Source organism: Micromonospora sp. CPCC 205558, assembly GCF_036902955.1.
In the GTDB taxonomy this organism is placed as follows: domain Bacteria; phylum Actinomycetota; class Actinomycetes; order Mycobacteriales; family Micromonosporaceae; genus Micromonospora.
Map to the genome: position 1 here is coordinate 151,905 of NZ_JBAKHR010000012.1, position 20,780 is coordinate 172,684.

At 70.9% G+C, this 20,780-nt stretch carries 19 protein-coding genes, 3 pseudogenes and 1 riboswitch; of the genes and pseudogenes, 9 read left to right on the top strand and 13 right to left on the bottom strand.

Annotated features, from left to right (window positions below; translation table 11 throughout):
• Positions 1-5 precede the first annotated feature (5 nt).
• The 4 genes from V6U86_RS16660 to V6U86_RS16675 all read right to left on the bottom strand — a co-directional run bounded on the left by V6U86_RS16660 (position 6) and on the right by V6U86_RS16675 (position 4,850).
• Positions 6-749, bottom strand: a complete 744-nt coding sequence (locus V6U86_RS16660) for an amino acid ABC transporter ATP-binding protein (protein WP_334504189.1) — start codon at positions 747-749, stop codon at positions 6-8.
• A complete protein-coding gene (locus tag V6U86_RS16665; RefSeq protein ID WP_334504192.1) occupies positions 746-1,519 on the bottom strand; it encodes an amino acid ABC transporter permease in 774 nt (257 codons plus the stop codon). The genes V6U86_RS16660 and V6U86_RS16665 overlap by 4 nt, the downstream gene beginning before the upstream one ends.
• 39 nt (positions 1,520-1,558) lie before the next feature.
• Complete coding sequence (locus V6U86_RS16670) at positions 1,559-2,440, bottom strand: ABC transporter substrate-binding protein (RefSeq protein ID WP_334504195.1); 882 nt, start codon at positions 2,438-2,440, stop codon at positions 1,559-1,561.
• 271 nt (positions 2,441-2,711) lie between these two features.
• A riboswitch (SAM riboswitch) is annotated at positions 2,712-2,823 on the bottom strand.
• A gap of 86 nt (positions 2,824-2,909) precedes the next feature.
• Positions 2,910-4,850, bottom strand: coding sequence for an amino acid transporter (locus V6U86_RS16675; RefSeq protein WP_334504198.1), 1,941 nt, complete (start codon positions 4,848-4,850; stop codon positions 2,910-2,912).
• Positions 4,851-5,022: 172 nt separating this feature from the next.
• Here V6U86_RS16675 and corA point away from each other — a divergent pair, with 172 nt between their 5' ends.
• Positions 5,023-6,150, top strand: a complete 1,128-nt coding sequence (gene corA, locus V6U86_RS16680; protein ID WP_334504200.1) for a magnesium/cobalt transporter CorA — start codon at positions 5,023-5,025, stop codon at positions 6,148-6,150.
• 49 nt (positions 6,151-6,199) lie between these two features.
• Here the strand turns inward: corA and V6U86_RS16685 are convergent, their stop codons facing one another.
• Complete coding sequence (locus V6U86_RS16685) at positions 6,200-6,385, bottom strand: hypothetical protein (protein ID WP_091401337.1); 186 nt, start codon at positions 6,383-6,385, stop codon at positions 6,200-6,202.
• Positions 6,386-6,592: 207 nt separating this feature from the next.
• Positions 6,593-7,108 carry a 2'-5' RNA ligase family protein gene (locus tag V6U86_RS16690; protein ID WP_334504205.1) on the bottom strand — a complete coding sequence of 172 codons (516 nt, stop codon included), beginning with the start codon at positions 7,106-7,108 and terminating at the stop codon, positions 6,593-6,595.
• Positions 7,109-7,187: 79 nt separating this feature from the next.
• Here V6U86_RS16690 and V6U86_RS16695 point away from each other — a divergent pair, with 79 nt between their 5' ends.
• On the top strand, positions 7,188-7,697 hold the full coding sequence (locus V6U86_RS16695) for a mycothiol transferase (protein WP_334504207.1): 510 nt from the start codon (positions 7,188-7,190) through the stop codon (positions 7,695-7,697).
• 9 nt (positions 7,698-7,706) lie between these two features.
• Here V6U86_RS16695 and V6U86_RS16700 read toward each other — a convergent pair whose 3' ends face one another.
• Positions 7,707-8,753: an NAD(P)-dependent alcohol dehydrogenase gene (locus V6U86_RS16700; RefSeq protein ID WP_334504209.1), complete on the bottom strand. Its 1,047-nt coding sequence runs from the start codon at positions 8,751-8,753 to the stop codon at positions 7,707-7,709.
• A 163-nt stretch (positions 8,754-8,916) separates the two neighbouring features.
• On the opposite strand from V6U86_RS16700, the gene V6U86_RS16705 reads away from it, so the two are divergent.
• Positions 8,917-9,336, top strand: a complete 420-nt coding sequence (locus V6U86_RS16705; protein ID WP_334504211.1) for an SCP2 sterol-binding domain-containing protein — start codon at positions 8,917-8,919, stop codon at positions 9,334-9,336.
• Positions 9,333-11,396 carry an amylo-alpha-1,6-glucosidase gene (locus tag V6U86_RS16710; RefSeq protein ID WP_334504213.1) on the top strand — a complete coding sequence of 688 codons (2,064 nt, stop codon included), beginning with the start codon at positions 9,333-9,335 and terminating at the stop codon, positions 11,394-11,396. Before V6U86_RS16705 ends, V6U86_RS16710 begins: the two co-directional genes overlap by 4 nt.
• Before the next feature lie 41 nt (positions 11,397-11,437).
• On the opposite strand, the gene V6U86_RS16715 is transcribed toward V6U86_RS16710, so the two are convergent.
• Positions 11,438-11,965: a DinB family protein gene (locus V6U86_RS16715; protein WP_334504215.1), complete on the bottom strand. Its 528-nt coding sequence runs from the start codon at positions 11,963-11,965 to the stop codon at positions 11,438-11,440.
• 109 nt (positions 11,966-12,074) lie between these two features.
• Between V6U86_RS16715 and V6U86_RS16720 the strand changes: the two genes are divergently transcribed.
• The gene (locus tag V6U86_RS16720) at positions 12,075-12,983 is read left to right on the top strand and encodes a DUF72 domain-containing protein (protein WP_334504217.1); all 909 of its coding nucleotides are present in this window, start codon (positions 12,075-12,077) and stop codon (positions 12,981-12,983) included.
• A gap of 37 nt (positions 12,984-13,020) precedes the next feature.
• On the opposite strand, the gene V6U86_RS16725 is transcribed toward V6U86_RS16720, so the two are convergent.
• Entirely contained in the window at positions 13,021-13,392 is a 372-nt protein-coding gene (locus V6U86_RS16725) for a hypothetical protein (RefSeq protein WP_334504219.1), read from the bottom strand.
• Positions 13,393-13,607: 215 nt separating this feature from the next.
• Positions 13,608-14,237: a hypothetical protein gene (locus V6U86_RS16730; protein ID WP_334504222.1), complete on the bottom strand. Its 630-nt coding sequence runs from the start codon at positions 14,235-14,237 to the stop codon at positions 13,608-13,610.
• Between the two features lie 197 nt (positions 14,238-14,434).
• Between V6U86_RS16730 and V6U86_RS16735 the strand changes: the two genes are divergently transcribed.
• Positions 14,435-14,605, top strand: coding sequence for a hypothetical protein (locus V6U86_RS16735; protein ID WP_334504225.1), 171 nt, complete (start codon positions 14,435-14,437; stop codon positions 14,603-14,605).
• 15 nt (positions 14,606-14,620) lie between these two features.
• Here the strand turns inward: V6U86_RS16735 and V6U86_RS16740 are convergent.
• From V6U86_RS16740 to V6U86_RS16750, 3 genes and pseudogenes are all read right to left on the bottom strand, one after another.
• Positions 14,621-15,130: pseudogene (locus V6U86_RS16740) on the bottom strand (alpha/beta fold hydrolase); the annotation flags it as partial.
• A gap of 71 nt (positions 15,131-15,201) precedes the next feature.
• Positions 15,202-16,458, bottom strand: coding sequence for a hypothetical protein (locus V6U86_RS16745; protein WP_334504228.1), 1,257 nt, complete (start codon positions 16,456-16,458; stop codon positions 15,202-15,204).
• A 164-nt stretch (positions 16,459-16,622) separates the two neighbouring features.
• Entirely contained in the window at positions 16,623-17,321 is a 699-nt protein-coding gene (locus V6U86_RS16750) for a hypothetical protein (protein WP_334504230.1), read from the bottom strand.
• Positions 17,322-17,598: 277 nt separating this feature from the next.
• Between V6U86_RS16750 and V6U86_RS16755 the strand changes: the two genes are divergently transcribed.
• The 3 genes and pseudogenes from V6U86_RS16755 to V6U86_RS16765 form a co-directional block, all read left to right on the top strand.
• The gene (locus V6U86_RS16755) at positions 17,599-19,656 is read left to right on the top strand and encodes a DNA gyrase/topoisomerase IV subunit B (RefSeq protein ID WP_334504232.1); all 2,058 of its coding nucleotides are present in this window, start codon (positions 17,599-17,601) and stop codon (positions 19,654-19,656) included.
• Between the two features lie 47 nt (positions 19,657-19,703).
• Positions 19,704-19,961: pseudogene (locus tag V6U86_RS16760) on the top strand (DNA gyrase subunit A); the annotation flags it as partial.
• Positions 19,947-20,762 (top strand): annotated as a pseudogene (locus tag V6U86_RS16765) (LAGLIDADG family homing endonuclease); the annotation flags it as partial. The pseudogenes V6U86_RS16760 and V6U86_RS16765, both read left to right, overlap by 15 nt.
• Between the last annotated feature and the right edge of the window lie 18 nt (positions 20,763-20,780).

The following is a 20,780-nucleotide window of genomic DNA, read 5'->3' on the forward strand; positions in this document are numbered from 1 at the left end:
GCGGCTCAGAGCACCTGGTCGAGGAACCGGCGCAGCCGCGGATGCTCGGCCCGCTCGAAGATGGCCTCGGGTGGTCCGGCCTCCAGCACCACGCCCCGGTCCATGAAGGCGACGGTGTCGGCGACCTGCCGGGCGAAGCCCATCTCGTGGGTCACCACCACCATGGTCATCCCGGCGGCGGACAGGTCGGCCATCACCCCGAGGACACCCTTGACCAGCTCCGGGTCGAGCGCCGAGGTCGCCTCGTCGAAGAGCATCACCTCGGGCCGCAGCGCCAGCGCGCGGGCGATCGCCACCCGCTGCTGCTGACCACCGGAGAGCTGCGCCGGCCGGGAACTCGCCTTGCCGGCAAGCCCGACCAGCTCCAACTGGGCCCGGGCGACAGTCTCCGCCTCGTCCTCGCCGAGCTTGCGCAGTCGGCGCAGCGCCAGCGTGACGTTGCGCAGCACACTCATGTGTGGAAAGAGGTTGAACTGCTGGAACACCATGCCCACCCGCTGCCGCAGCGCGTCCGGGTCGTCGCCCAGCACGCTGCGCCCGTCCAGCAGCACGTCGCCCCGGTCCGGTTCGATCAGCCGGTTGATGGTGCGCAGCAGGGTTGACTTGCCCGACCCGGACGGGCCGATGACGCAGGCGGTCGCGCCGCGCGGCACCGAGAGGTCGACGCCGCGCAGCACCCGGTTCGGTCCGAAGGCGAGATGCACGTCGCGTACGTCGAGGCTGACCGAGGTCGTCGTGGCGGTGGTCATCGCCGGTCTCCTTCCGTCGCGGCGTACGACGCGGTGTCGTCGTCGTCCTCGGTCGGCCCGGTGGCCGGCCGACCGTTGCGCAGCCGCCGGTCGATCCAGTTGACGACGTGCGTCAACGGAACGGTCAACGCCAGGTAGCAGAGCCCCGCCAGCAGCAGCGCGGACTCGTTGCCGGTGGTGGCCGCGTAGTCCTGCCCGATCCGGAACAGCTCCCGCTGGCTGGCCACCAGGCCGAGGAAGTAGACCAGGCTGGAGTCCTTGATCAGCGCGATGAGCTGGTTCACCCAGGCTGGCAGCACCCGCCGGATGCCCTGCGGGATGATCACCAGCCGCATCGCGTCGGCCCAGGAGAAGCCGAGCGCCCGGGCGCCCTCCAACTGGGCGGCCTCCACCGACTGGATGCCGGAGCGGAAGATCTCCCCGATGTACGCGGCGGCTATGAGCGACAGCGCCAGGATGCCCAACGGGTAGGGATCCGGCCCCCAGACCTGCATGCCCAGCGGGGCCAGCCCGACGCCGATCAGCAGGATCGTCGCGGCGGCCGGCAGCCCCCGGAACACGTCGGTGTAGACCCGCGCCGGCCAGCGCAACCAGCGGCTGCGGGAGATGCCGGCGACGGCCAGCAGCAGGCCCAGCACCGAGCCGAGCAGGGCGGCGGAGACCGCCAGGATCAGCGTGTTGGGCAACCCGACGGTCAGCATCTCGGGCAGCGCCTCGCGCATCGCGTCCCAGTCGAAGAAGGTTTCCCACAGGGTGCTCAACGGATCCATCGGTCGCCTCTCCTACCGCCCCGCTCGCTCGTCATCGGCTCAGGACGCGGTCGACGCGGACGCCGTCGGCGTGGTCGACGCGGCCGAAACCTTCACCGTGCCGCTGCCCGGCGAGAAGTCCGCCGGGACCGGCCGCCCCGGGTAGTACTGCGCCTGCAACCGGCTCCAGGTGCCATCGGCGATGACCTCGTCGAGGCTCTTGTTCAGCGCCTCGCGCAGCTTGTCGTTCCCCTTGGCCACGGCGTACGCGGTCGGCGCCGGGCTGAGCTGCTTGGCCGCCACGGTGATCTTGCCGTTGCTGTCGGTCGCCGACTTCTCGCCGATCTCCGCCGGGGCGATCCACGCGTCGGCGGTGCCCGCCTTGAGCTGGTTGATCGCGCCGTTGTAGTCCGGCACCCGCACCGGGTTCAGCTGCTTGCCGGTGGCGTAGTCGTCCTGGACGGTTCCCTGCACCACCACGACCCGCTTGCCGGTGAGCTGGTCGAAGCTGGTGATCGGCGAGCCGGCCGGGACGTCCAGGCCGAAGTAGCCGAAGTCGTAGCCGTTGCCGAAGTCGACTGTCTTCTTACGTGCCTCGGTGATGGTGATCGAGGAGCTGCCGACGTCGAACTTGCGGTTGTTGACCTGGCTGAGCAGCGCGGAGAAGTCGGTGCCGACGAACTCGACCTTCAGGCCGAGCTTGCCGGCCACGGCGGTCAGCAGGTCGTTGTCGAAGCCGGTGAACTTGCCGTCCTTGAGGTACACGTTCGGCGGGGCGTCGGTCAGCGTGCCGGCACGCAACACGCCCGGCTGGGCCAGGCCGTACGGGTTGGCGGTGGCGTCGGACGAGCTGTCGTCGCCGCAGGCGGTGAGGGCGGTGGCGGCCAGGATCGTCGCCGCCCCCAGGGCGGCGGCACGGGTCAGGGCAGGAAGGAATCGCACGGTGTCTCCGAAGGGTGTGTCTCGGCGGGCACGGGCGTGCGCCACCGACGGCACGCCCGATGGGCGTACCGGTGGGAAGGAGTGCGGGAAGGGGGGTGCTAGAGCGCGGTGCCGCGACGACAGGCGGCGCTGCACATTCGCATCATGTCCACGTGCCGTCGCCGGGTCAGTGCGGGCGAGGGTCGACCGGTGCGGGAGTCCGCGACGTCGATCGGTGGGACGGTGCTGAGGATGCGCATGGTTCTCCCGGGTCTGTGCTGACCTGGGTGCCAGGCCACGCTTGCACCGACGTCGTGCCGGTGCCTGGTCTTCACCCGGGGCACCCCACCGCGGAGGAGGGTTGCCGGCCAGCGAGCCGGGGCTTCGCGCTGGCGCTCATGACCTGCGCCGAGGCTAGCAGCACCAAGGGGTGGGCCGTCCAGTCGTTATGACCACGCTCACCGTGCCCGACGGCCGGCCCGCGCGCAGGTCAGCCGGCGTGCACGTGCGGTCGACGGTGCGGGTCGGGCTCCTGGCGGCGCAGGATCTCCCGGGTCACCGAGGCGATGGCGCCCTGCCCGAACGCCAGGTAGCGCAGGAAGTTGCGAACCGGGCCGCCCTCGGACCACTCGAAGTAGATGTGGGGTCGCCGACGGGTGCGGTCGCGGATCTCCAACAGCAGGGCGGCGAGCGCGGTGGGGACCGACGAGCTGGCCAGGCTGAGCACCGGACAGCGGCCGTCGACCACGCTGCCGCGGACCAGCAACTCGGTCTCGAAATCGGACGGGTCGGTGACCGTGACCTCGACGAAGATGACGTCGCTGTCGTCGGGAAAGTCGTTGTCCGCCATGGTCTGGGCCAGCTTGGCGCGGTACTCCGCCTCGTCGCGCCGGTCAGGTTCGTGTGCGATGAGGCGGATCCGCCGGCCGGCGCGTTCGTCGATCATCCGGGCCGCGGCGGGGTCCAGCTCGACGTGATCGACGCGCAGCTCGTAGGCCCGCATCAGCCGGGACAGCATCGACACCAGAATGATCCCGCCGATGAAACAGGCCGCGATCTTGACGCCGCTGGGCCGCTCCACCACGTTCGCCACAGTGGTGTAGACGAAGGCCACCGTGACGACTCCGAAGGCGATGGTGCGACCACGCTGACGCTGACGCAGCGCGGCGAGCGTCACCGCCGTCGCGGCCGAGGTGATCAACACCAGCACCCCGGTGGCGTACGCGCCGCCCTGCGCGTCCACGCTGGCCTCGAAGACGATCGTGATGAGGAACGCCACCGAGGTGAAGACCAGCACCAGCGGCCGGACGGCCCGCGCCCAGGTTGGCGCCATGCCGTAGCGGGGCAGGTAGCGCGGCACGAGGTTGAGTAGACCAGCCATCGCCGACGCCCCGGCGAACCAGAGGATTCCGATGGTGGACAGGTCGTAGATGGTGCCGAACGCCTCGCCGAGGTGGGCGTGCGCCAGATAGGCCAGCGCCCGACCGTTCGCCGGCCCGTCCGCCTGGAAGGCCTCCGGCGGGATCAGCACCGTGGTCGTCACGCTGCTGGTGATCAGAAAAACGCTCATGATGACCGCTGCGGTGGTGAGCAGCCGGCGCGCTCCCCGGATCCGGCCCAGCGGTCGTGCCTCGGAGTCCTGCGGGTCCCCCCGTACGCTCGGCATCACGGCCACCCCGGTCTCGAAGCCGGACAGGCCCAACGCCAGCTTCGGAAAGACCAGCACCGACAGCCCGACCACCAGCCACGGATCGCCGTGCCCGGTGGTCAGCGCGGTGGTCCAGTCGCCGACCGCGCTCGGGTGCGTCACCACCCTCCACAGCGAGTCGGCCACCACGACCGCGTTCAGCGTCAGGTAGACCGCGACCAGGACGACGGCGATTCCGATGGCCTCGGTGAATCCCTTGAGGAACACCGCACCCAGCAGCGACACGAGCAGCAGCGTGACCAGCACGTCGTGCCCCTTGAACCCGCTCGGCCAGAAAGGGTTCTCGTCGATGTGCGCCGTCGCGTCGGCGGCCGAGAGGGTGATGGTGATGATGAAGTCGGTGGCCGCGAAACCGAGCAGCACCAGCACCAGCAGCTTGCCCGGCCAGTAGCTGAGCAGGCGTACCAGTATCGCGATGGAGCCCTCACCGTGCGGGCTCTCCACCGCCACCCGCCGGTAGACCGGCAGCGCGCCCAGCAGGGTCACCAGCACCAGCACCAGGGTCGCCACCGGCGAGAGCGCCCCGGCGGCCAAGGCCGCGATGCCCGGCTGGTAACCCAGCGTGGAGAAGTAGTCGACACCGGTCAGGCACATCACCTTCCACCACGGGTGCTGTCGGTGCTCCGGCGGGCGCCTGTGCGGCCCTGGGTGCTGCGCGGCCTGGTCTGAGCCGGCGTCGAGCAGCCACCCCCGCAGCAACCGGCCCGTGCCTCTGACCCTCACCGGCGCGTCCCCCGTCGTCCCGCCCACGGTCACCGTGAGTATCCGCCCGCCGGGCCATCCCCGTCCGCCGCTGCGCGGAACCCAACCGACGCCGCAGTGGGTTTCGGGCCCAGGACAGGGGGGATGCAGCGCCCCGGTCGGGACCGGACGGCACCGGGGGAGGGGACAGGGCATGGTCGGCGGCCGTCGCTTCCGCCCGGGTGGTGGCTTCGGCCGTCAACTCGACGAGTACGAGACGAGGGTCGGTGTGGCGGCGTCCCCGCAGTCGCCCGTCGCGTCCCACGGCCTGGTGGACAGCGCCGTCTACCTGCGGGGGCACCGGTTCGCCTCGCCGTCCGGCCTCGCCGAGACGTACCGCTGCCTCCAGGAGCAGAACGACGCGATGGCCTGGATCGGGTTGTACCGGCCCGACATCGAACAGATCACCTCGCTGGCCCGGGAGTTTCGGCTGCACGACCTGGCGGTCGAGGACGCGATCAACGCCCACCAGCGGCCCAAGCTGGAGCGGTACGGGCACACCCTGTTCGTGGTGCTGCGCGCCGCCCGCTACGACGACCTCCGGGAGGAGGTCGAGTTCTCCGAGCTGCACCTGTTCATCGGGCCGGGTTTCGTGGTCACCGTCCGCCACGGTGAGGCGCCGGATCTGGCCGCGGTGCGGCGGCGGATGGAGACCGAGGCGCAGATGCTCGCCCGGGGCCCGGAGGCGGTCCTGTACGCGATCCTCGACCAGGTCGTCGACGGGTACGCGCCGGTGGTGGCCGGGCTGGAGAACGACATCGACGAGATCGAGACCCAGGTGTTCGGTGGTGACCCGAACGCCAGCCGCCGCATCTACGGCCTCAGCCGCGAGGTCATCCAGTTCCAGCGGGCCGCCCGTCCGCTGCTCAGCGTGCTCGACGCGCTGGCCGTCGGCGCGGGCAGCGCCAGCGCCGACGAGGAGCTGCGCCGCTACCTGCGCGACGTGACCGACCACCTGACCCAGGTGGTGGAGCGGGTGGACGGTTTCCGGCACCTGTTGCAGAACATCCTCACCGTCAACGCCACCCTCGTGTCGCAGCAGCAGAACGAGGAGATGCGCAGCCTCACGGCGGCCAGCTACAGCCAGAACGAGGAGCTGAAGAAGGTCTCGTCCTGGGCGGCGATCCTCTTCGCTCCCACGCTCATCGGCACCGTGTACGGCATGAACTTCGTCCACATGCCGGAGCTCAACTGGCGCTTCGGCTACCTCTTCGCGCTGCTGTTGATGCTGCTGGTCTGCGGCACCCTCTACCTGATCTTCAAGCGGCGCGGCTGGCTCTGAGTCGCTCCCCCGCGGCGGGACGTCGATGGCGCAGCCGTACGGCCGGGACTCACTCGATGCCGCGCAGGATGTGCCGTTCGTCCTCGACGTCGTCGTCGCCGGCACCGATCCGGCCGAGCAGTACGGCGGCCGCCCAGATCGTCAGTGGCGTGGCCGCCCCGGTCATCCCGCCGCCGGTCCGGTCGTCCCGGGTCTGGCTCCGCTCCGTGCGCGGTGGCCTGCGCTGAGCCTGCATGGGCCCTGCCTCTCCTCGTCGAAGCCGCCGTGGGCGGCGCGGGGTGAATTCGCGCCACCGGCCAGGTGGACCGCCCGCGAGCAGCCCACCACCGTTACGACAGCCACTCGAACCTTCCCACGCCCGGCCGTATCCGCACCGCTTGTTTTCGGGTTTCCGACTGCCGCCCGCCAAACCGGACATTACGCATCGACGGTCGAGGCATGGTCAAGGCAGCGGGTGAGCGATGCCGCGCGCGTGGTCGGTGAGCGCCGCACCGACCACCGTCGCGGCCAGCGGCAACACCTCCAGACAGCGGCGCACCGCGGCGGACATCAGCGTGTTCGGCACCCGCATGGAAAGTGTGCAGTGCGGGACCCAGCGACCCGGCTGGTAGTGCTCGGCGAGGGGGATGCCGGCGGCGGCGAGCCGGTCGTGCACCAGCCGGTGGTGCGCCAGCAACTCTGGGGTGGGCGTCGGACCGAGCCAGAGCACCCGACCGACGAACTGGCCGGCGTGCTGAAATTCGAGCCGCAACGGGGCGGCCACCACCGTCCCCTGTAACGCCTCGGCAACCTGCTCCGGGTCGAACCGGGGCGCCACCGTGAGCGAGACGTGCGGACGGTGGCGCTGCTCGAGCAGCGAGCGCATGCTCTGCACGCCCTCGGCCTCCAGCGCGTCCCAGAGCACCCGGATCCGGCGGGTGGCGTCCGGGTCCAGGTACAACTCCAGCGCGGCGACCATTTGATCACCGTAGCGGCCGAGGTTTGCCCGCCCGTGTCCGGCGGTACCTGATCCGAAACCGACCAGGAAGGCGCAGCACGTGAATGTGAATGACCTGCTGACCGAGGCGTACGACCGGTTGCCCGACCTTGTCCGCGCGGCGGTCGACGGCCTCAGCCCCGAGCAACTGCGCCAGCAACCCGCCCCGGGTGCCAACTCGATCGGCTGGCTGGTCTGGCACCTCACCCGGGTGCAGGACCATCACGTCGCCGAGGTCCTCGACGCCGAGCAGATCTGGGTGAGCGGCGACTGGGCGGGACGGTTCGGGCTCGCCGCCGACCCTGACGACACCGGTTACGGGCATTCGCCCGCGAAGGTCGCGACGGTTCGGCCGGAGAGCCCACAGGCGCTGGTCGACTACTACGAGGCCGTCGCGGCGCGTACCGGATCGTTCCTGGCCGGTCTGGCCCCGGCGGACCTGGACCGTGTGGTCGACGAGGCGTGGGACCCGCCGGTCACCCTCGGCGTCCGGTTGGTCAGCGTCGTCGAGGACGACCTGCAACACGTGGGCCAGGCCGCCTACCTGCGCGGCCTGATCGAGGCCGGCTGACGGTCGGGCTCACGGCACGATCACCGCCCGGCCCTCCAGGGTCCCGTCGCGCATCTGGCGGTACGCGTCCAGGGCGTCGTCCAAGGCGAAGGTGGTGGTGTTCGGCCGGACCAGGCCCCGGGCACCCAGGTCGAGCACCTCCACCAGCTCGGGTCGGCTGCCCCAGTAGGTGGTGGCGATACTCACCTCGTACGGCACGGAGAAGAACGACACCCCCACGGTGCCGCCGCCGATCCCCACGATGGTCAGGTCGCCCACGGTGCGAGCCGTCGCCACGCCGAGCGCCAGGGTGCTGTCCGTGCCGACGAAGTCCAGCACTACGTCGGCGCCCCGCCCTCCGGTGGCGTCCCGGATCTCCTCGGCGGCGGTCGGTCCGGAGGTCACTGTCCGCTCGGCGCCGCACTCCTCAGCCAGCCGCAGCGCCTCGGCGCGGGTGTCCACGGCGATCACGCGTGCGGCTGTGGTGGCCTTGAGGATCTGCACACCCACATGCCCCAGCCCGCCGACCCCGATCACCACGGCCGTGCTGCCCGGTGGCAGCTTCGGCCAGGAGCGCCGGATGGCGTGGTACGGGGTGAGTCCCGCGTCGGTCAGCGGTGCGGCTTGCGCCGGGTCCAGGCCCTCCGGAAGAGGTACGACGTGCCGTGCGTCCGGGACCAGTTCGAACTCGGCCATTCCGCCGTCCAGCCCAAGCCCACCGCCTCCGCTCGGTACCGGCGCAGCGGCCGGGTTCTCGCAGTACGGGTCGATCCCGAGCCGACAACGGGCGCAGGTGCCACAACCCCATGCGCCGAATACCGCGACCGGTTGCCCGACGGACAGCCCGGTCACCCCGTCGCCGAGGGCGTGCACCCAGCCCGCGTTCTCGTGACCGAGGGTGAACGGTGGGTTCCAGGGCATCACACCCGGCTCGAACTCGTCCATCAGGTGCAGGTCGGAATGACAGGCGCCGGCACCGCCGATCCGGACCACCACCTGACCCGGCCCGGGCGTCGGGTCGGGGACCTCGACCAACTCCGGTTCCGACTTCCACTCCCGCAACCGCAGTGCACGCATGACGATGCCCCCGTCCGTCTCGACTGAACCATCGGCCTGCCCACCCTGTCGCCCGGCAAACGGGCCGAGCCGGCGCGGCCCCGGCGCACCCTCACCCGTTCCGGGTGAACCGGCCTCACCCTGGCGCGGGTGATCCTGCGGGGAAGCGTGGGGAGGGGACTCGATGGGCGCGACAGCGGAGCAGTACCTGCAACAGCTGGACGCCGGCCGGCGTCCCGACCTGCCGGAGAGCACCGCAGGAACGCTGCGGCTGGACGTACGCGACGAGGGCAGCACCGATCACTGGTACCTGACCATCTCCGACCAGCAGGTCCGGGTGGCGCGGTCCACCGAGGACGCCGACCTGGTGGTCGGCGCGGACCGGTGGGTGTTCGACCGAATGGTCAACGGCGAGCTGCATCCCGGCGCCGCGATGCTGCGCAACGAGCTGACCGTGCAGGGCAACATGCGGCTGCTGATGCTGCTGCGGCGAGTCTTCGCTGGGCCGAGCGACGCCCGTCATCCGCGGGAGCTGGGCCAGAGCGCGATGGACGCCCGGGCCTCGGGCCGGACCGGGACGGACCCTCGGGAGGAACTGTCGTGAAGCAGGAGCTGCTGCACGTGATCGCCGGCAACGTGTTCGCGGTCAGCGACGCCCAGGGCGACATCGAGGCGGACCCGCGGGCACCGGTAGGGCTCTTCGCGTACGACACCCGCTTCCTGTCGCACTGGGTGCTGCGGATCGACGGCGAACGGATCAACGCGCTCTCCCGCGACGACATGACGTACTTCGAGACCCGGTTCTTCCTGGTCCCCGGTGCGGCCAGCCACTACGTCGACGCCGACGTGTCGATCATCCGCCACCGCTCGATCCACGACTGTCTGCACGAGAAGATCACGGTGCTCAACCACTCGCCGGAGCCCGCCGACTTCACCATCCGACTGGAGATGGGCAGCGACTTCACCGACATCGCCGAGATCGGGCATCTCCGCCATCGGGCCGTCGAGGTCACCGCGGACTCGGCGAACCGCCAGCTCGTGCTGCGTTACCAACGGCAGCGCTTCGTCCGCCAGACCACCGTGCGGAGCACCGTCGATGCCGACGTGGACGAGGGAGGAATGACGTTCCGGATCCAGGTCGCCCCGGAGGGGAAGTGGGAGACGGACCTGCACGTCGCCCTGACCATGGGCGGCGCGGACGGGCAGGACATCCGCGACTCCCTGGAGTCCCACCAACGCGCCGTGCGGACGGGGATGCGCGAGAGCCTGGCGGACTGGATGAACCAGGCGCCGCAACTGGTGGCCGAACGCGACGGGTTGGAAGAGATGTACCGGGGCAGCCTGGCCGACCTGGCGGCGCTGCGGTACCGGCCGCTGTCGTACGACACCCAGGTGCCGATCGCCGGCCTGCCGTGGGCGATGTGGTTGTGCGGACGGCACAGCATCATCACCTGTCTGGAGACGCTGGCGTTCACCCCCCAGTTGGCCCCCGCGACGCTGCGGATGCTGGCCTTCATGCAGGGCGGCCAACTCGACGACGACCTGGACGAGGAGCCGGGCAAGATCCTGGCGCACCTCCGCTACGGCGAGTCCGGCGCGTTCGGCGACCGGGCGAACGCGCTGTACTACGGCGCGGCCGACACCACCCCGCTCTTCGTCGTCCTGCTCGACGAGTACGAGCGCTGGTCCGGTGACGCGGACCTGGTCCGCGAGTTGCGCCACCCGGCCCGGATGGCGCTGGACTGGATCGACGAGTACGGCGACCTGACCGGGGACGGCTACGTGCGATACCAGCGTCGCAACGAGCGCGACGGCGCGATCAACCAGTGCTGGAAGGACTCCCCGGAGGCGATCACCAGCGCCGACGACCAGCAACCCGCCTTTCCCCGCGCCACCTGTGAGTTGCAGGGCTACGCGTACGACGCGAAGAGGCGCGGTGCCCGGCTGGCCCGGGAGTTCTGGGGCGACCCCGCGTACGCGGACCGGCTGGAGCGGGAAGCCGCCGCGTTGAAGGACCGCTTCAACCGGGACTTCTGGCTGCCACGCCGGGAGTACTACGCGTTGGCGCTCGACCCGTACGGTGAGCCGGTCGACGCGCTGGCCTCCAACATGGGGCATCTGCTGTGGAGCGGCATCGTCCCGGACGACCGCGCGGAGGCGGTCGCCGAGCACCTGGTCGGGCCGCGGTTGTTCAGCGGCTGGGGGGTGCGCACCTTCGCCACCGGGCAGCGCCCGTACAACCCGGTGGGCGCCCACCTGGGTGCGGTGTGGCCGGCGGACAACGCCCTGATCGCCGCCGGGCTGCGCCGCTACCGCTTCGACACGCAGGCCGCCACGATCGCGGGCAGCATCTTCGACCTGGCGCAGACTCTCGGTGGGGCGGTGCCGGAGGCGATCGCCGGCCATGCGCGCAGCCTGACGAAGTATCCGGTCCAGTTGCCGGGGGCCGCCCGCCCGCAGGCGTGGTCGTCCGGTGCGCTGCTGTCGCTGTTGGCCACCACGCTCGGGTTGCGACCCACCGGCGACAACCTGCTGGTGAATCCCGCGGTGCCCGAAGGGTTGGGTCGGCTGGAACTGCTGGACGTCCCGGGTCGCTGGGGCCACTCCGACGCCTACGCCAGGGACCGGACCAGCGAGACCCGGCACCACGCCCGGCTCCGCTGAGGCCCGTCGCGATCAGCGTGCGCCGACCGCTCACTCCAAGGTCAGCCCATCGTCTTGGCGCCGTCGATCGACTCGCGCAGGATGTCGGCGTGCCCGGCGTGCTGGGATGTCTCGGCGATGAGGTGCAGCAGCACCCGGCGGACCGTCCAGCTCGCCCCCGGCTCGAACCAGGGGGCCTGCGGCAGTGGGTGCGCCGCGTCCAGGTCGAGGGTGGTGACCAACTCGTCGGTCTGGGCGGCCACCTCCTGGAAGCGCTCGACCAGCCCGGCGAGCGTCTCGCCCGGTGCCATCTGGAACTGACCGACCCAGTCGACCTCCTCGCGGCCCATCGCCTCCGCGCCACCCACGGCGAAGAGCATCCACCGGTGCTCGACACCGGCGACGTGCTTGATGAGGCCGCCGAGGCAGAGGCCGCTGACGGTGGGGCGGGTGGCCGCCTGCTCGTCGCTGAGCCCGTCGACGGTCTGCAGGAGGAAACCGCGATGCCTGCGGAGCGCCTGCAGGAGGTCGGTGCGTTCGCCGGTGAGCTGCTCGGTGCTGGTCATGCGCCACCCTTCGTCGATGTCCATCCGGTGCCACAGTAGGGCGAGGCACCGACACTTTCCGGGCACGACACCGGGTCGACGAAAGGCCCGCCAGCGGTTGCCGATTCGCGCCGATGGCGGTCCACTGAATGACATGGCTGTGATTAGGGTGGGCACGTCGTCCTGGGCGGACCAGTCCCTGCTGCGCTCCGGGTGGTACCCACGCTCGGCCAGCACGCCGGCCCGCCGGCTGGGCTTCTATGCCAGCCAGTTCCCGCTGGTCGAGGTGGACACGTCCTACTACGCCATCCCGGTGCCGGAGACGACCCAGAGCTGGGTGGACGCCACACCTGACGACTTCACCTTCGACGTCAAGGCGTTCAGCCTCTTCACCGGTCACCCGACACCGGTCGCCGTGCTGCCCCGGGACCTGCGTCCGGCCGCCGGCCCGAGCCGGATCCGCCGCCGCGACCTGCCCGAACGGGCGTACGACGAGCTGTGGGCCCGGTTCCGCGCGGCAGTGGCCCCGATCGCGGCGGCCGGCAAGCTCGGTGTGGTGATGTTGCAGTTTCCCCCATGGCTGGTGCGCAGCCCGGCGGCCGAACGCCGGATCGTCGAGCTCGCACAGCGCTGCCGGCCGTGGCGGGTCGCCGTGGAGCTGCGGCACGGCTCCTGGTTGGACGACGAGGCCGCGGCGGCGGACACCCTGGACCTGCTACGTGCCCACGACCTGTCCCTGGTCTGCGTCGACATGCCACAGGGGCACCCGTCGTCGGTGCCACCGATCCTGACCATGACGGCGGAGCCGGCGATCATCCGGTTCCACGGTCACAGCGACGCCTGGGGCGAAGGCGACAAGCAGGAGAAGTTCCGGTACGCGTACGCCGATGACGAGCTGCGGCACTGGGCGGGACGGCTGGCCGAGTTCGCCGCTCTCCCGGACGAGCTGCACGTGCTGTTCAACAACTGCTGCGCCGGGCAGGCCCAGCGCGACGCCACCCGGCTGGCGCAACTGCTCGCCGAGACGATGGTCGCCGACCACGCCGTCCCGACGACCGGTTGATCGGCGCACGTGGCCACCCGGCCGGGGGCGGGTCCGCTCAGGACCGCCGGCCCCGGCTGCGTAGTGCGTCCTGGGTCGTCTCGCCGATGTCCGCGTCGTCGGGGAAGGTCCGACCGCTGGGGGCGGGATCGGGTGGGGCGCCCGGCCCGGCCATGGTCGTACGCGTCGGCTCGACCGAGCCGAAGCCGTGTCGTCCCGCCGGGTCCGACCGGCCCGCCGGGGCGCCCGCGCGCCGCTCTCCGCGCCGTCCCTCGGGCACCGCGGTCTCCTCGCTGCCCTCGTCCATCGGTGAGTCGTCGTCAGCGCCCCAGGGCGCGTCGGCGTCGAACCCGTCGCCGGTGCCCCACGGCTTGGTCGCCTCCGGCTCCAGCCGGTCGTTGTTCCCGCTGCGTCCCTCGTGCGCCGTCATGGCCACCCCGCTCGTCGGTCCGCCGCTACCGGCGGACGATGTGCCGTCCTCGGGCCGGGGCTGCCCGCCCGACCTCGTCGCCGGACAGGTCACCGGCACGCCGCTGCGCGCGCATCGACTCGTCGTCGCGCAGGGTTCGTCGTCGCGCTGGTGCACGCAGGGCCGGCCAACGCCCCGCCGTCGAGGCGGCGGCGGGATGCCGGCCGGCCCGACGTTCAGCGTCCGGCCATTGCCATCGGCCGCTTGCCGTTGCTCATCGACGCCATCTTGATCATGGTCTTGGAGGCGCCCTTCATCCCACCGGCGCGACCGAGCATCCCGCGGAACACCTGGCCGGGCTTCTGCTGCTCACCCATGTACGCGGTGACCACGACCAGGGTCCCGGTCAGCGCCGGAATGGCCCACTGGAGCAGCTTCATCTGCCGTTGCGAGGAGGCCACACCGGCCGGGGTCTGGTGGTTCGGCTCGGTGGCGCCGCTCACCGACGGGCCGCCGGCCTTCTCCAGTCGCATGCCGACCAACCGGCTGTAGCCGGTGACCGCCAGCGCGCCGATCGTCAACGCGGTCTTGATGGCGCTGGCCCGGCCGACGCCGGACTGGGCCGCCACCCGTGGGCTCTCGGTCACCAGTTCGCCGACTGCGCCGGCCAGGTGGGCGCCGATCGCGGCCGCGTTGACCGGGGTCCACTTGGACCATCCGGCCGAGGCGACCGGGAGCCGTTGGGTCGAGTCGCTGATTTTCGCCGCTGCGCCATTGACGCCGAAGGCACCCATGAGGGAGCCGCCAAACCAGGCCGCCAGGCCCAGATCGTGCATCGAGCGCAGTGCGGTGTGCCGTTCGGACATGTGATCCCCTTCCGCCGTGTCGGGCGGTGCGGCTTACCCGCCGCTCGGGCGGCTAACCCCGCCCCAGGCCGGCCGAGCCGCGCCGTGGCGGGCAGCTACCGGACGTCAGTGGCCTCGGCGGGTCGGCCTCGCCTGGGTAGGAGTCGTTCGCCCGGTGGCGGGTAGATCCCGTGTGACGCCGACGAGAGGGGAACGCGATGTCGCAGCCGGACGAGAGCCGGGAGAAGACCCCCAAAACAGACGCGGTGCTCATGCACCCCGACAACGACCCGAACCGGAACACCGCCGAGGTCGCACCCCGCAAGGAGCACGCCGCGATCCAGGTCGAGCGCGACGGTGAACTGGTGCCGCTGGACCAGGACGAGTGAGCCGGCGGCTACGGCTCAGCGGGGCGGCAGGTCGCCGGCGAAACCGGCGATCCGCCGCGCCAGCGGGGCGCTCGCCCGGACCCAGGTGAAGTGGTCCAACGCCGCCCCGGCCTGCGCCACTGTGTACCGCTCCCGGGTCACCGGCGCGTGGTCGAGCTTCGCGCAGAGGTGGTCCATGGTCTCGTGCGGCGTGTACTGGTCGTCGTCGACACTGACGGCCAGCACCGGGGTCCGCACCGCGTGGACCGCGGCTTCGGTGTCCGTACCGTCGAGCCGGGGGAATCGGCCGGTCCGCGCGGTGTACGCCCAGTCGCGGATCACCCCGCGCGCCTGCCGGCCGCCGAAGCCCCAGCCCGGCCAGACCCCGAGCAGTGCCGCCGTGGCGGCGATGCCCTGGGTGTAGGGCAGCACGCCGAGGCCGCGCCGGCCCGGGTAGGTCCGCCAGTAGGGGATGCCGACAGCGATCAGCGCCAACCCGTCCACCTCGCCGCCGTCGTGCAGGGCGAGGTGCAGCAGCGCGGTGCGGCTACGCCGCGCGCCCGACGGACGCGACGGAGGGCCCCGCCATCGGCGGGGCCCTCCGTGTGGCGCTGCGGTCAGGAGACCGAGATCGCCCCGTTGCTGGCACGGACGCAGGCCACCGAGCGTGCGCTGGTGGAGGCCGCGCCGCTCAGGCACTGGCCGAGCACCTGGTGCCCGGTGGCGTTCGGGTGCCAGGACTCCTGGCAGGTCTGGAAGTAGCTGACGCAGGTGTTGGCGATCCGCTGGATGGCGATCTTGTCCTTGCCGGCGAGGCTGGTGACGAAGGTGCCGGTCGCGCCGTCCTGCAGCCGGATCGGAGTGGCCAGCGCGCCGCTCGGGCTGTTGGTCTGCTCGCAGAGTCGCGCACCGTTGAAGGCCTGCTGCACGTTCAGGTACACCAGGTCGTCGGCCGGGAACTCGGCGGCCAGCGTGTCCCTGGTGGACTTCACGATGCCGCCCAGGCCTTGGGAAAAGCGGTGCCCCGGCGCCAGGCTGGCCCGGTGGATCGGGCAACCGCCCGCGTACCGCTCGGCACCGAGGTCACGGAACTTGTCCCGGGTGTCGTCCCGGCTGTCCTCCTCGTGGAACTTCTGGTTCAGGTCCAGCGGCAGCGGGTTGGTGTAGTCCTGGAACACCACACGGTGCTGACCGTCCGCGTCCACCTGGTCGAGGGTGGTCAGGATCTGGCGTACGGCCGCGGTGGTCTCCGCGGTCGCGGCGCTGATCTGCGCGGCGGTGGCCAGGTCGGCGTCGCTGCACGGCTTCTGCTCCACCGGCCCGTTCAGGTACGCCCAGAACTCCCACCAGCCGGTCCAGGCATCGGCGATGAACCGGTTGGCGCACTTCTCCGCGACACTGCCGAAGGTGAACGAGCTGTTGTTGGAACCGAGGCCGATCAGCACCAGGTCGATGTCCTGGGTCTGCGCGACGGCGCGCAACTGGCTCAGCTGCGAGGCCACGGTGCGACCGTTGGCCCGCGCCTGGGAGGCGTTGGCGATGTCGTGTGGCTGGCCGCCGGAGCAGGCCAGGTTGAACCGGTTCTGGATGCCCGGCAGGTTGGCCTGGTTGAGCGAGGCGTTCGCCGAACGGTGGCAGAAGTACGCGTTGTTGTTCGCCGCTGTCCAACCGGGGAAGCCCTGACTGACGCCGTTGGCGTCGACCACCGGGGTGTACGCCCCGGCGCCTTCGCCGCTGATGAAGCTGTCCCCGAGTGCCACCGCGGCGGTGGGCAACGCGGCGGACGCGGGTGCGGGCAGCGCGACGGCGGTCGACAACGCGGCCATGGCGATCGTTAGTCCCGCGGCGAGCGCGGTACGCCGGAACCTGGGCATGGGGCCCCCATCCATCGAAAGATGAAAGATTCTCTGAGGGCGCGATCAGATCACCCTTGTGCGACGGGCGTCAATGGCCCGTAACAGATTCGTTCGATGAAAGACATGCGCGTGTAGGCAGGACGCCCTACCGCGTCGAGGTTGGTGCGTGACCGCGCGCCCGGCTACCGGGCGGCCGGGCCGCCCCGGCGCTTCAGCACGGCCGCGCCGGCGGCGTTCAGACCGACACCCCAGATCAGGAGTACGCACAGCCACTGCACCCACCGCAGCGCGGTCATCTCTCCCGAGAGCAGGTTGCGCACGCTGCCGAACGGGGTGAGCCACGGCTGCGCGGAGCTGAGGGCGTCCCCGGCGCCCAGCAGCGCGAACAGCCCCAGCGGCAGGATGATCGTGGCCAGGAACGCCACCACCACCGAGCGCAGCAACAGGCCCAGCCCGGTGCCCACCAGGCCGGCGACGATCTGCACCAGCACACTGCCGACCGCGACCGTCGCGGCGAACCGCCACGGCTCGTCGGCGACGTCGGCCGGAGTGAGGGCCAGCGTCGCGGCGCAGATCAGCGCGCCGACGACGCCGATGACGACCGCCGGCAGCCCCACCGCGAGCACCGTGGGCAGGACCGGACGGCGGACGGGCGCCTGCCGCAGGTCGCGGACCAGCAGAATGCCGAAGAGCGGGGTCGCGACCGACATCAGGCTCTGGACGGTGCCCGAGATCTCGGCGAAGCTCCGGTCGGCGGGAGACGCCGCCGCGACCAGCGCCACGGCGGCCAGCAGCCCTGCCACCAGGGTGCCCACCAGCAACCACCGTCGAGCCCACGTGCCGAGGGAGCGGCCCAGGGCTTCGCGGATTGCCTCGGCCATCTCGACGGCCTCCTGATCTCCTCGACCCGGACCAGCCGGCCCCCCGCGCTCAACCGGCTGCGATCATGGGTGAGCGTACCGGTGACGTTGTCTCTGCGTGGTCCCATGATCACCCGTCGGCTGTTCGTTGGCTCACGTCCGGAGGGCCACGCGCGGCGGGTCGCGTAGGTCCTCCGGGAGTTGTCCTAGCCTCGGGCTAGGCTCGCTGCGGCGCGCCACGCCGGCTGATGTCGCCGGTGACCGGCAGCACACCGCCGAGACCGGGGAGTACGACCAGTTGACCGCAGAGCCTGACACCCTGTACGGGGCCGATGACCTCACCCACCTTGAGGGGCTGGACGCTGTCCGCAAGCGGCCCGGCATGTACATCGGTTCCACCGACAGCCGTGGCGTGGGTCACCTCGTCAACGAGATCCTCGACAACTCCACCGACGAGGGTGTCGGCGGTCACGCGAGCCACGTCGAGGTGATCCTGCACGCCGACGGCTCGGTGCAGGTCGACGACGACGGCCGGGGCATCCCCACCGACGTGCACGCCAAGTCCGGCATCTCCGGCGTCGAGCTGGTGCTGACCCGGCTGCACGCGGGCGGCAAGTTCGGCGGCTCCGGCTACAAGACCTCCGGCGGTCTGCACGGCGTCGGCGCGTCGGCGGTCAACGCGCTGTCCCGCCGCTTCGACGTGACCGTCCGCCGAGCCGGCAAGATCCACGCGATGTCGTTCCGGCACGGCGTCCCGGGCATCTTCGACGGCGACGGGCCGGCCGCTCCCTTCACCGCCGGCCCCGGGCTCCAGGTGACCGGCGCGATGAAGCGCGGCCAGCGCACCGGCACCTCGATCCGCTGGTGGCACGACGCCCGCTACTTCGAGACCGGCGCCGCGCTCGACGTCGACGCCGTCCGGATGAAGCTGCGCAACACCGCGTTCCTGGTCCCCGGCGTGACCTACCTGCTGCGCGACCTGACCGGCGAGTCGCCCGTCGAGGAGCGGTTCCACTACCCCAACGGGCTCAGCGACATGGTCGAGTTCCTCGCCCCGGCCGGCGACCGGCCAGTCTCCGGCATCCTGCTGGTCAACGGCGAGGGCACCTACCGGGAGAACGCCGCCGACGCCAACGGCGTCATGCAGTCCAACGTGCAGCGCCGGGCCGAGGTCGAGGTGGCGTTCCGGTGGGGCACCGGTTACGAGCGCACCGTCGAGTGCTTCACCAACACCATCCGCAACGCGCACGGCGGCACCCACCGCAAGGGCTTCGAGCGGGCCCTGGTCCGCGCGCTCGCCGACGCGATCCGCAACACCCGCGGTCTGCTGAAGGCCAAGGAGGAGCCGCCCACCCTGGACGACGTCCTGGAGGGGATGACCGCGGTGGTGCACGTGCGGATTCCCGAGCCGCAGTTCACCTCGCAGACCAAGGACGAGCTCTCCACCACCGGCATCACCAAGGTGCTCCAGTCCCTGGTCGACGCGCACGTCAAGGCCTGGCTGGAGGACCGGCGCACCAAGGCCGAGGCGCGTACCGTCCTGCAGAAGATCGTCGACGCCGCCCGGGTGCGACTCACCCAGAAGCAACAGAAGGACGCCGCCCGGCGCAAGACCGCCCTGGAGGGCGCGTCCATGCCGCCGAAGCTGGTCGACTGTCGGGCCACCGGCATCGACCGCAGCGAGCTGTTCATCGTCGAGGGCGACAGCGCCCTGGGGACGAGCCGGATGGCCCGTTCCTCGGAATACCAGGCGCTGCTGCCGATCCGCGGCAAGATCCTCAACGTGCAGAAGGCCAACCTCCAGCAGGTTCTGGACAATGCCGAGTGCGCGGCCATCGTGCAGGTCCTCGGCGCCGGCTCGGGGCGCACCTTCGACCCCTCCGCGCTGCGCTACGGCCGTGTGCTGATCATGGCCGACGCGGACGTGGACGGCGCGCACATTCGTACGCTGCTGATCACCCTGTTCGCCCGGTACATGCGGCCGCTGATCGAGGCCGGTCGGCTCTACGCCGCGATGCCGCCCCTACACAAGATCACCACCAAGGGGCGCAACCCGCAGACCGTCTACACCTACACCCAGGCCGAGATGGAGACGACGGTCCGCAAGCTGGAGAAGGCCGGCAAGCAGATCGTCACCCCCATCCCACGGTTCAAGGGTCTCGGTGAGATGGACGCCGACGAGCTGTGGGACACCACGATGAACCCGGCCACCCGTGCCGTCCGCCGGATCACCCTCGACGACGTGGACGCCGCCGAACGCATCCTCGAACTGCTGATGGGTGAGAAGGTCGAGCCGCGCCGCAACTGGCTGATCGACTCCGCCGACCGTGTCGACCGGGATGCGATCGACGCATGAGCGAGCGAATCTTCGGTACGCGTTCCGTTCGAGTGGAGAGCTGAGTCATGGCACGCCGTAAGGAAAACAAGGTCGACCTCTCCTCGTTCGACCAGGCCGGCGCCCGGGTCTTCGACAACCCGCTGGTCACCGAGGTCTCCGACTCCTACCTGGAGTACGCGTTCTCGGTCATCCACTCCCGCGCCCTGCCCGACGCCCGCGACGGCCTCAAGCCCGTGCACCGGCGCATCCTCTGGTCGATGTACGAGCAGGGCTACCGCCCGGATCGCGGGCACGTGAAGTCTGCCCGAATTGTCGGGGACTGCTTCGTTGCCGGCACGCTGGTCTCCACGCCCGACGGCCTGCGGCCGATCGAGGAGATCGAGGTCGGCGACCTCGTGCTGGACGGCCAGGGCGTGTCGGTGCCGGTTAGCACCGTCTATCGGAACCCGACCTCTGACCTCGTTCGCGTCACCTGGAGCAATGGGCACACGATGCTCGTCACCCCGGGCCAGCGCTTCCGGGTGGTCGCGGATGACCTCTCGGTGCAGTGGGTCGAGGCTCGCGACCTTGCGGGATGCCTGGCGCTGGCCTACGGCAGCCGCCGCAATGAGGTGTCGCCGCGCGCTGGCGACGTCTACGACTACGTGCGCGGGCTGCTGGTAGCCGAGGGCTTCCCGGTCGATCGGAACCGCGCGGCGGACGGCCGGGTCCGAATCCACATGTGTGACATCGAACCGCTTGACGTCGCTCATGGCTGGGCCATCGCCAGTGGAGTGAACGTCTCCCGCGGGAAGCGTGAGGCTGCCAATCCTCGCCATCGTGACCAGCACATTCTGACTTTCAGCCGAAACCAGGGGCTGTTGGAGGTCACCGAGCCGCTCAGCCGCGACAAGCACGTGCCGCGCGACATCATGGCCAGCCGTTCAGCGTGGGCGCCGTTTCTCGCTGGATTCTTCGACGGCGACGGCTACGTCCGCAAGCGGTTCCGAGAGATGGTCTTCGTCAGTACCAGCGAGGTGCTGGTACGGCAGATATACGCCATGCTCGCCGACCTGGGGCTACACGGGCACTACTGGACCAGCGGTCGTCACTCGGACGGAAATCCGCTTCACGGGCTCTCCGTATCCGGGCGAGACGCTGCG

Bases quoted from the DNA above. Each gene is read 5' to 3' on its own strand.
- V6U86_RS16735 (WP_334504225.1), top strand. From the start codon at position 14,435: ATGTCGCAGCCGGACGAGAGCCGGGAGAAGACCCCCAAAACAGACGCG.
- V6U86_RS16725 (WP_334504219.1), bottom strand. From the start codon at position 13,392: ATGACGGCGCACGAGGGACGCAGCGGGAACAACGACCGGCTGGAGCCG.
- V6U86_RS16705 (WP_334504211.1), top strand. From the start codon at position 8,917: ATGGGCGCGACAGCGGAGCAGTACCTGCAACAGCTGGACGCCGGCCGG.
- V6U86_RS16700 (WP_334504209.1), bottom strand. From the start codon at position 8,753: ATGCGTGCACTGCGGTTGCGGGAGTGGAAGTCGGAACCGGAGTTGGTC.
- V6U86_RS16720 (WP_334504217.1), top strand. From the start codon at position 12,075: ATGGCTGTGATTAGGGTGGGCACGTCGTCCTGGGCGGACCAGTCCCTG.
- V6U86_RS16750 (WP_334504230.1), bottom strand. From the start codon at position 17,321: ATGGCCGAGGCAATCCGCGAAGCCCTGGGCCGCTCCCTCGGCACGTGG.
- V6U86_RS16665 (WP_334504192.1), bottom strand. From the start codon at position 1,519: ATGGATCCGTTGAGCACCCTGTGGGAAACCTTCTTCGACTGGGACGCG.
- V6U86_RS16715 (WP_334504215.1), bottom strand. From the start codon at position 11,965: ATGGACATCGACGAAGGGTGGCGCATGACCAGCACCGAGCAGCTCACC.
- V6U86_RS16660 (WP_334504189.1), bottom strand. From the start codon at position 749: ATGACCACCGCCACGACGACCTCGGTCAGCCTCGACGTACGCGACGTG.
- V6U86_RS16690 (WP_334504205.1), bottom strand. From the start codon at position 7,108: ATGGTCGCCGCGCTGGAGTTGTACCTGGACCCGGACGCCACCCGCCGG.
- corA (WP_334504200.1), top strand. From the start codon at position 5,023: ATGGTCGGCGGCCGTCGCTTCCGCCCGGGTGGTGGCTTCGGCCGTCAA.
- V6U86_RS16745 (WP_334504228.1), bottom strand. From the start codon at position 16,458: ATGCCCAGGTTCCGGCGTACCGCGCTCGCCGCGGGACTAACGATCGCC.
- V6U86_RS16685 (WP_091401337.1), bottom strand. From the start codon at position 6,385: ATGCAGGCTCAGCGCAGGCCACCGCGCACGGAGCGGAGCCAGACCCGG.
- V6U86_RS16730 (WP_334504222.1), bottom strand. From the start codon at position 14,237: ATGTCCGAACGGCACACCGCACTGCGCTCGATGCACGATCTGGGCCTG.